Origin of the sequence: Micromonospora endophytica, from assembly GCF_003236305.1 — a bacterium.
In the GTDB taxonomy this organism is placed as follows: domain Bacteria; phylum Actinomycetota; class Actinomycetes; order Mycobacteriales; family Micromonosporaceae; genus Micromonospora; species Micromonospora endophytica.
Window position 1 is genome coordinate 1 of sequence record NZ_POTX01000257.1, and the last position, 8,194, is coordinate 8,194.

General features: G+C 73.2%; 3 protein-coding genes. 1 reads left to right on the top strand and 2 read right to left on the bottom strand.

Annotation, left to right across the window (positions count from 1 at the left end):
• Nucleotides 1–158: 158 nt before the first annotated feature.
• On the bottom strand, nt 159–5,162 hold the full coding sequence (locus C1I93_RS25835; protein ID WP_111245886.1) for an SCO7613 C-terminal domain-containing membrane protein: 5,004 nt from the start codon (nt 5,160–5,162) through the stop codon (nt 159–161).
• A 144-nt stretch (nt 5,163–5,306) separates the two neighbouring features.
• Entirely contained in the window at nt 5,307–6,734 is a 1,428-nt protein-coding gene (locus C1I93_RS25840; protein WP_111245887.1) for a UDP-glucose dehydrogenase family protein, read from the bottom strand.
• A gap of 246 nt (nt 6,735–6,980) precedes the next feature.
• On the opposite strand from C1I93_RS25840, the gene C1I93_RS25845 reads away from it, so the two are divergent.
• Nucleotides 6,981–8,144, top strand: coding sequence for an acyl-CoA dehydrogenase family protein (locus C1I93_RS25845; protein ID WP_111245888.1), 1,164 nt, complete (start codon nt 6,981–6,983; stop codon nt 8,142–8,144).
• The last annotated feature ends 50 nt before the right edge of the window (nt 8,145–8,194 follow it).

The window sequence follows — 8,194 nt, forward strand, 5'->3', positions numbered from 1 at the left end:
CCCGACCACGCTCCCGAACCCGACACACACCCCAAACCGCCCATCCACGTCGCTGCCTCCACCCGCTTCTCGCGTTGACCATGAAGTTATTGCCAGGGGCAAGCGCCTTCCTTGGCAATAAATTCATGATCAACCTGGCGTGGCGAGTGGCGGGTGGGTTAGCGCATGCCGCGTAGGGCGGTCTGGAGACGTTCCTGGGCGCGGCGGCGGCGTTCGTTGCTGGCACCGAGGATCAGCAGCAGGAAGCCGACCGGGATCAACGCCAGCCACGGCCCGAGGCTGAACAACGCGTGCACTGCCGTGATGGCGGTGACCACCGCGCCGATGATCACCGGGGCCTGCTGCTGACTCATCGAGCCGAAGACCAGTACCGCCACCGCACCGAGCAGCAGCAACACCTGGCGCAACGTGCTCGAATCGGTGGCCAGCACGATCGCCAGGGTGGGCACGAAGGCGGCTACCAGCGCCGGACCGTACGCCACCCAACTGCTCATGTCGGCCCGCTGCCGCAACTCCAGGACCCCGACCAGCAGCGCCAGCGCGGCGAAGGGCAGGGTGTACGCCTCGGGCAGCGCCACGTCGGCCACCCGCATCAGGATCCACCAGGCGGTGATCTCGCAGGCCACCACCGCCCAGAACAGGATCCGTCGTTCCACCGGGCGGCGGCCCGGTCGGGTCGCCGCGAGCCCGAGAACGGCACCCCAGGCGGCCAGCAGGGCAGCGATGTGCCGTGGCGAGTCGAAGGCCAGCGCCAGCGCGATGAGTGCGGCGGCGTACCCGCTCCACTCCACGGTCGCGGCCTCGCGCCGCGCCTCGGGTCGGCGCAGGCGGGGCAGGGTGGCGGCGAACACCTGCAACGCCGCGCCGACCGCGAGCACCCCGAACGCGGACCAGACCGGGGCGAGCCCGGCCACCAGGCCCGCGGTGAGCACGAAGAGTTGTGCCTTCAGGGAGGCGAACAGCCAACCGAGGATGCGGGCCCGGGAGGTGGTGCCGAACAGCGCCGCGACCACGCCGACGCCGACTCCGCCGCCGAGGGTGAACAGGGTCAGCTCCCGGGTGGCGAGGCTGCCGGCCAGGCCGGCGCCACCGGCGGCGAGGCCGATCACGAAGACCAGCACCCGGGCCAGTCGCAACGAGCGGGCCGGCTCCTCGATGGGTGGGGGAGGCGTCAACGCCAGCCCCAGCATCGAGATGACGAACACCGTGAGCGCCGCCAGGGTGCTCGCCGGCCAACCGCCGCCCAGCGCGATCGGGGCGATCAACAGGGTGATCGCGGCGCCGGGCAGCACCACCGGCACCGCCCGGGTGCGCCGGCCACCGCTGAACCCGGTGGCCGCCAGCGCCGCTGTCACGGTGAGCAGGAACGCGGTGAGCACGTGCGTCGGGTTCACCGCCGTGGGCGGCGGGTTGAGCAGTTCCGGCGGCGGGCCCTGCCAGATCCGGTTGAGCGTACGGTGCGGGTCGACGAGCGCGGCCCGCAAGGCCGGGGCGATGGAGACCAATGCCAGCAGGGTCGGCAGGGCGGCGGCGGCCAGCGCGCCGGCCGCCGGACTCATCCGCCACCGGCGTCGGGTGCCGTCGTCGGGCAGCCGTCGCAGCGCCCCGTCGAGCAGTACGGTCCAGCGGCGGACCGGTTGTGCCGCGCCGGCCGGCGGCTCGGTCGCCCCCCGGACCAGTTCGGCGAGTACCCCGAGCAGGGCTGCGGCGGCGGCGTAGACGCCGATCGGCAGGTGAACTGGCACGGCGGCCAGCGCGGTCACGGTCGCGCCGGCCACCACTGCGGCGCTGGCCCAGGGCAGGTACTGCGGCACCTGCCGGCGGAACGCGGCCACCACGGCCAGGCCCAGGCTGGACGCGGCCAGGCCGGCGGTCAGCAGCACCTGAGGTGGGTGGCCGAACTCGGCGGCCAGGGCGGCGATGGCGCCCGGCAACGCCAGCAGGGCCGCGCCCACGCCCGCGCCACCGATCTGGGCCAGGTGCGGCGGCATGCCCTCGACGTGGATGTCGTCCACGAGAGGTGTGGCCGTGACCCGGGCCAGCGCCGCCACCACCGCGCCGATCAGCACGATGCTGGTCAGCGCCAGCGCGGTGGTCCAGGGGCGGACCAGCCCGGCGCCGGCCGCGTGCAGGGCGACCACCCCGGCGGCGGTGATCCGGGAGAGCGCGCCCCGGGGGTCGATGGTGGCCACGGCGGTCATCCCGAGGATGGCGGCGACCATGCTGCCGATCAGGACCGGCGACCACCAGGAGAGGTTGAAGGCGGCGGGGGCGCCGATGGTGGCCAGCACGACCGCCGCGCCCGACACGTCGTAGCGCCAGGGCGGCGGCAGCAGGATGCCGGCGGCCAGAGCCAGCAGGAGTAGAGCGATCGGCCCCTGCCAGGTGGTGCCGCCGGTCGGCGCGGCCGGCCAGCCGCTGAGGTCACCGTTCCAGATCGGACCGGGGGTGGCCAGCACACCCACGCCGCCACGCAGGGCCATCCAGCCGGCCAGCAGCCCGATCAGCACGCCGCCGATCATGAGCCCGAGCACCGGCCCCCGGCGCCACTCCTCTGGCATTGCCCGCGCGGCCACCGCGACCACCAGGACCAACGCGGCGGCGACGGCGAGTTGTCCGCCGGGTACGAGCACCGTGCCGATCCGCAGCAGGGTGGCGACCAGCGCGGCGGTGACCGCGGCGGCCGCCAGGTCGGAGCCGTCGAATGTCACGTCGGACCGCCGGCCGGCGTCGATCGACGGAGCGAGGAAGAGGAGTACGGCCGAGACCAGCAACAACGCGGCGACCCAGGCGTCGGCCACGGTGGCGCCTGGCGAGCCGAAGCCGGCGGCGGCGACCACGAGCGCGCCGAGGCCGGTGCCGACGGAGAGGGGCACCGGGATGTGCCGCTGGGACACCTGGACGATGGCGGCGTACCCGAGTGTGACGCAGACGGCGAGGAAGCTCGCGGCCAGCACCGGCACGGTCGCCTCGCGCAGGCTCGCCGGGGTCGGCGTGGGATCGACCGGCAGGGTGGCGGCGACGAACGCGGCCACCGCCCCGGGCAGCGCGAAGGCCGCGCCGCCAGCGGCCCAGGCCGAGACGGTGTCGGCCGTGGCCGGCGCGAGGCGGATCCGTGGCGCTGCGGCGATCACCGCACCGGCCACGAAGAGAGCCAGCAGCACGGCGGCGGTCAGCCCCGGCCGGGCCAGGGCGGCACCGGCGCCGGCCAACCCGACAACGGCGGCAGCGATCGCGTGCGCCAGGGCGGCCCGGATCGTCCGGGCGGACAGGCCGATCGCTCCGATCCCGATCGCGGTCAACACCATCGGCCAGGGTGCCACCGTCCAGGTCAGGCCGAAGGAGGCCGGCACGGCGAGGGCGGTCAGGGCGGCACCGGTGACCGCGAACTCGCGGCGGATCTCCGGCGGCAGCGCCAGTACCGCGGCCACGGTCAGCAGGAAGGCGCTGGCGGCGAGCTGCCAGGCGGCCGGTCCGACCGCCGCGGCCAGTTCCGCCGGGTACCGGTCGAGGTCGGCGTTCCAGGCCGGCAGGGCGGCCTGGATCGGGGCGAGCCCGGCGCGGAGGGCACCGCCGGCGACCACCACCCCGCTGACCGTCAGCGCCACCGCGGCGGCCAGTTGCGGGCCGCGTCGGGCGGACTCCGGAATGGCGCGTACGGCCAGACCGGTGACTGTGATGACGGCCGCGATCAGCAGCAGCGAGCGGCCGGGCAGCGCGACCGAGGCGATCCGGCCCAGGGCGCCGATGACGGCGAGAGTGAGCACGCCGGCGCCGATGTCGGGCAGGGGTGGCCGCCGAAGCGTCAGCGTGCCGGCGAGGCAGGCGCCAGCGGCCAGCAGCAGCACCAGGCCGGCGCCGGTCGCACCGGCCACTGTGGTGGCCTGGAGCAGGGCGGTCACCGCGTACGCGAGGGCGAGCACCACCGCGACGCCGTGCAGTGCCCAGGTCAGCTGCCGCAGCCCCGGCACCGCACGAGTGGGCGGGGCGCTGGGGGTGCCGACGGTGGGGTCGAGCACCTCGCCGGTTTCCTCCGGTGCGCCCTCGGGCCGCCCCTCGGTCTGCCGCTGGCGGGGCGGACGCGTTCCGCCGGGCCGCGTCGTGGTCGGCTCACCGACGCGCGACGGCTCCACCGTGACCGGGGAGCGGGCCAGCCAGAGGTCGAGAACGGCCACCGCGGTCAGCACCAGCGCCCAGCCCGTGGGGCCGCTGACCCGCTCGTACGCCAGCAGCGGCAACACCGGCTGGGCGGCCAGTACGGTGGCGAACCGGGGAGCGCGCAGTCGGGTCCAGCGGGCGTACCCGACGGAGACGGCGGCGGTGACCGCGAAGATCACCCCGGCGAAGACGCTGCCGGTGGCACCGCCGCCGATCCGGTCCACCGCCCACAGGGCGTACCCGGTCAGCGGCATCAGCAGCAGGCCCACCGCGGCGATGGTCTCGGCGGTGGAGGTCAACCCCCGCCTGGCCAGCACCGGCGGGGCGATCAGCATGAGCACGGTCGCGAGCAGCAGGATGCCGAGGCGGGCCAGCGCGTCCATCGAGCTGGTCGCGACCACCGCGAAGACCACCGCGGCCACGCCGAGCAGCAGCGCGCCGAGACCGAGGGGGATGTTCTGGACCTCCCGCGAGGACGCCTCCGGCGGGTGTTCAGGGTCGTCCGCGGTCAACCAGACGGCATCCACAGGTGGCGGCTCCGCACCGGCGGCGGCACCCTGCCGGGGCACCTTCGGCGGTGGGGCGGCCCCGTCGGCAGGCCGGCTCCGCGGTGCGGCCGCGTCTTCGGTCGGCTGGCTTCTCGGTGGTGCGGCCGCGTCGTCGGCCGGCTGGCTCTTCGGTGGTGGGGCCGCGCCGTCGGACGGTGGCCGGCGTGGTGGCCGGCGCCGCATCACCCGGCGCGGCCGGGTCGCCTGTTTGAGCCGTTCCTCGCCGCTGCTGCCGGCGTGCGCGAGGATGTCGCGCTGGAAGAGCGCCGCCTGCATCTTGGCGGCGAGCTGGCGTTGCTCGCTGGCGATGGCGGCCTCGCGGGCCTTCATCTCCGCGATGGACCGCTCGATCTCCGCCAGGTGCTCGGCCCACTGTGGCTGGTGGGCACCGCAGCGCGGGCAGCGGACCGCCGGCTTGATCTCCCGATCGCACGAGGAGCACTGAAAGGTCGCCACGACACCCCTCCGCCCGCACTGTGGATTCCCACTGTCGCAGCATGCCCAATATGAGCCGGGAATTCGACAGCTATCGGCGGGTCAGCCGCTGAGCCGCCATCCACACGCGCTCAGCGGCCGCCGGGAAATCCTCATCGCGAAAAACTAGGGTCGGCCGAGACCGCGGTACTCCCAACCCGCCTGCGTCCACAGCGCAGAGTCGAGACAGTTGCGGGCGTCGACGACCCGCCGCCCGGCCACCAGGTCGCCGAGGACGCTCGGGTCGGCGTTGCGGAAGTCGGCCCATTCGGTGAGTACGCAGACCAGGTCGGCACCGGCGACCGCCTCGCTGATGCCGGCCTCGTAGGTCAGCTCCGGTACCGCCCGGCGGGCGTTCTCGACGCCCTGCGGGTCGTAGACGTGCACGTCGGCGCCGGCCTTGTGCAACAGCGCGGCGACGGCGAGAGCGGGGGCGTCGCGTACGTCGTCGGTGTTGGGTTTGAAGGTGGCGCCGAGCACGGCGATGCGGGTGCCGGAGAGGTCCGGGCCGGCGGGGCCGGCGCGGCGGCCGAGCAGTTCGGCGGCGAGGTGGAGCACGCGGGTCCGGCGGCGCAGGTTGATCAGGTCGACCTCGTGCAGGAAGCGCAGCGCCTCACCGGCACCCAGCTCCTGCGCGCGGGCCTGGAAAGCGCGGATGTCCTTGGGCAGGCAGGCACCGCCGAAGCCGAGCCCGGCCTGGAGGAAGCGGTTACCGATGCGGGGGTCGTAGCCGATGGCGCGGGCGAGTTGGGTGACGTCGCCGCCGGAGGCCTCGCAGACCTCGGCCATGGCGTTGATGAAAGAGATCTTGGTGGCGAGGAAGGCGTTGGCGGCGACCTTGACCAGCTCGGCGGTGGCGAAGTCGGTGACCACCAGGGGCACCTCGCGGTCTTCCGTGGCGGCCAGGTCGAACACGCCCTTGTGCGCGGCGTAGAGCATGCCGTTGGCCCACTCGCTCTTGACGCCGACCACGATCCGGTTGGGGCGCAGGACGTCGTCGACGGCGAAGCCCTCCTGGAGGAACTCGGGGCTCCACGCCACCTCGACCCCGAGATCGGCCGGGCTGTGCTTGCCGACCAGCTGCTCCACCCACTCGGCGGTGCCGACCGGGACGGTGGACTTGCCGACGATGAGTGCCTTGCGGGTCAGGTGCTGGGCCAGGCTGGTGACGGACGCCTCGACGTACGACAGGTCCGCGCCCATGCCGTCGGCGCGCTGGGGGGTGCCGACGCAGATGAAGTGCACGTCGCCGTGCTCGGCGGTCTCGGCGATGTCGGTGCTGAACCGCAGCCGCCCGGCGGCCAGGTTGCGCTTGAGTAGCTCGTCCAGGCCCGGCTCGTGGATCGGCACCTCACCGGCGTTCAGCTTTGTGATCTTGTCGGCGTCGACGTCGAACCCGAGCACGTCGTAACCGAGTTCGGCGTAGCAGATGGCGTAGGTCGCGCCGAGATAGCCGGTACCGAGGAAGGTCACCCGGGGACGGGAGGAGCCCGACGGGGGTGTCACCGAGGCGATGGCGGGCATCGGCTGGGTGTTCGGGTACGGGATGGTCACGCCTGTCATCTCCGCTCGCACTGGCGGCGCGTGGTCGCGTCGCGTTTCGCTGCGACGCCTGGCGAGGCGCCGGAGGGCTGGTCTTCAGTCTCTTAATCGTCGCTGAGCGGCGTCGGTATTCCGTCAGGGCCGAGCCTACGCGCCGGTAACATCACAGGAGCTGTGTCGCTATCCTTCAGTCTGCGCGGTGGACGTCCGAGTGACGCTACCGACTGCGGATGATAGCGGTGAAGGGGAGGGGTCGACATGGCCGCAGAGCAGTCGTTCGACGTGTACCGGTTGCCCGAGGAGCACGAGGCGGTCCGGGAGGCCGTCCGCGAGGTCTGTACGGCGAAGGTGGCTCCACACGCCGCCGAGGCCGATGAGACGGGTGAGTTTCCCAAGGCGTCGTACGACGCGTTGCGGGCCGCCGATTTCCACGCCCCGCACATCCCCGAGGCGTACGGCGGGGCCGGTGCGGACGCGCTGGCCACCGCGATCGTGATCGAGGAGGTGGCCCGGGCCTGCGCCTCGTCCTCGCTCATCCCAGCGGTGAACAAGCTGGGCACCATGCCACTGCTGCTGGCCGCCTCCGAGGAGCTCAAGCGCCGCTACCTGACCCCGGTGGCGGCGGGTGAGGCGATGTTCTCGTACTGCCTCTCTGAGCCGGAGGCCGGCAGCGACGCTGCGTCGATGACCACCCGGGCGGTGCGTGACGGCGACCACTGGGTGCTCAACGGCGTGAAGCGGTGGATCACCAACGCCGGCGTCTCCGAGTTCTACACCGTTTTCGCCGTCACCGACCCGGCCGCCCGATCCCGGGGCATCTCCGCCTTCGTGGTCGAGAAGTCCGATCCCGGGGTCAGCTTCGGTGCGCCCGAGAAGAAGCTCGGCATCAAGGGCTCCCCGACCCGCGAGGTCTACCTCGACAGCGTGCGGATCCCGGCGGACCGCATGATCGGCGCCGAGGGCACCGGCTTCGCCACCGCCATGAAGACCCTGGACCACACCCGGGTCACCATCGCCGCCCAGGCGCTCGGCATCGCGCAGGGCGCGCTCGACTACGCCAAGGGGTACGTCGCCGAGCGCAAGCAGTTCGGCAAGGCGGTCGCCGAGTTCCAGGGCGTCCAGTTCATGCTCGCCGACATGGGCATGAAGCTGGAGGCGGCCCGGCAGTTGACGTACGCCGCAGCCGGCAAGTCCGAGCGCGGCGACGCCGACCTGACCTACTTCGGCGCGGCGGCCAAGTGCTTCGCCTCGGACGCCGCGATGGAGATCACCACCGACGCGGTGCAGTTGCTCGGCGGCTACGGCTACACCCGGGACTACCCGGTCGAGCGGATGATGCGCGACGCCAAGATCACCCAGATCTACGAGGGCACCAACCAGGTGCAGCGCATCGTGATGGCGCGGCAGCTTCTGAAGGACTGACCCCGTTCCGGTCCTCTGCGGGCTCCGGAACCGCCTCCCCACCCGACCTC

Bases quoted from the DNA above. Each gene is read 5' to 3' on its own strand.
- C1I93_RS25845 (WP_111245888.1), top strand. From the start codon at position 6,981: ATGGCCGCAGAGCAGTCGTTCGACGTGTACCGGTTGCCCGAGGAGCAC.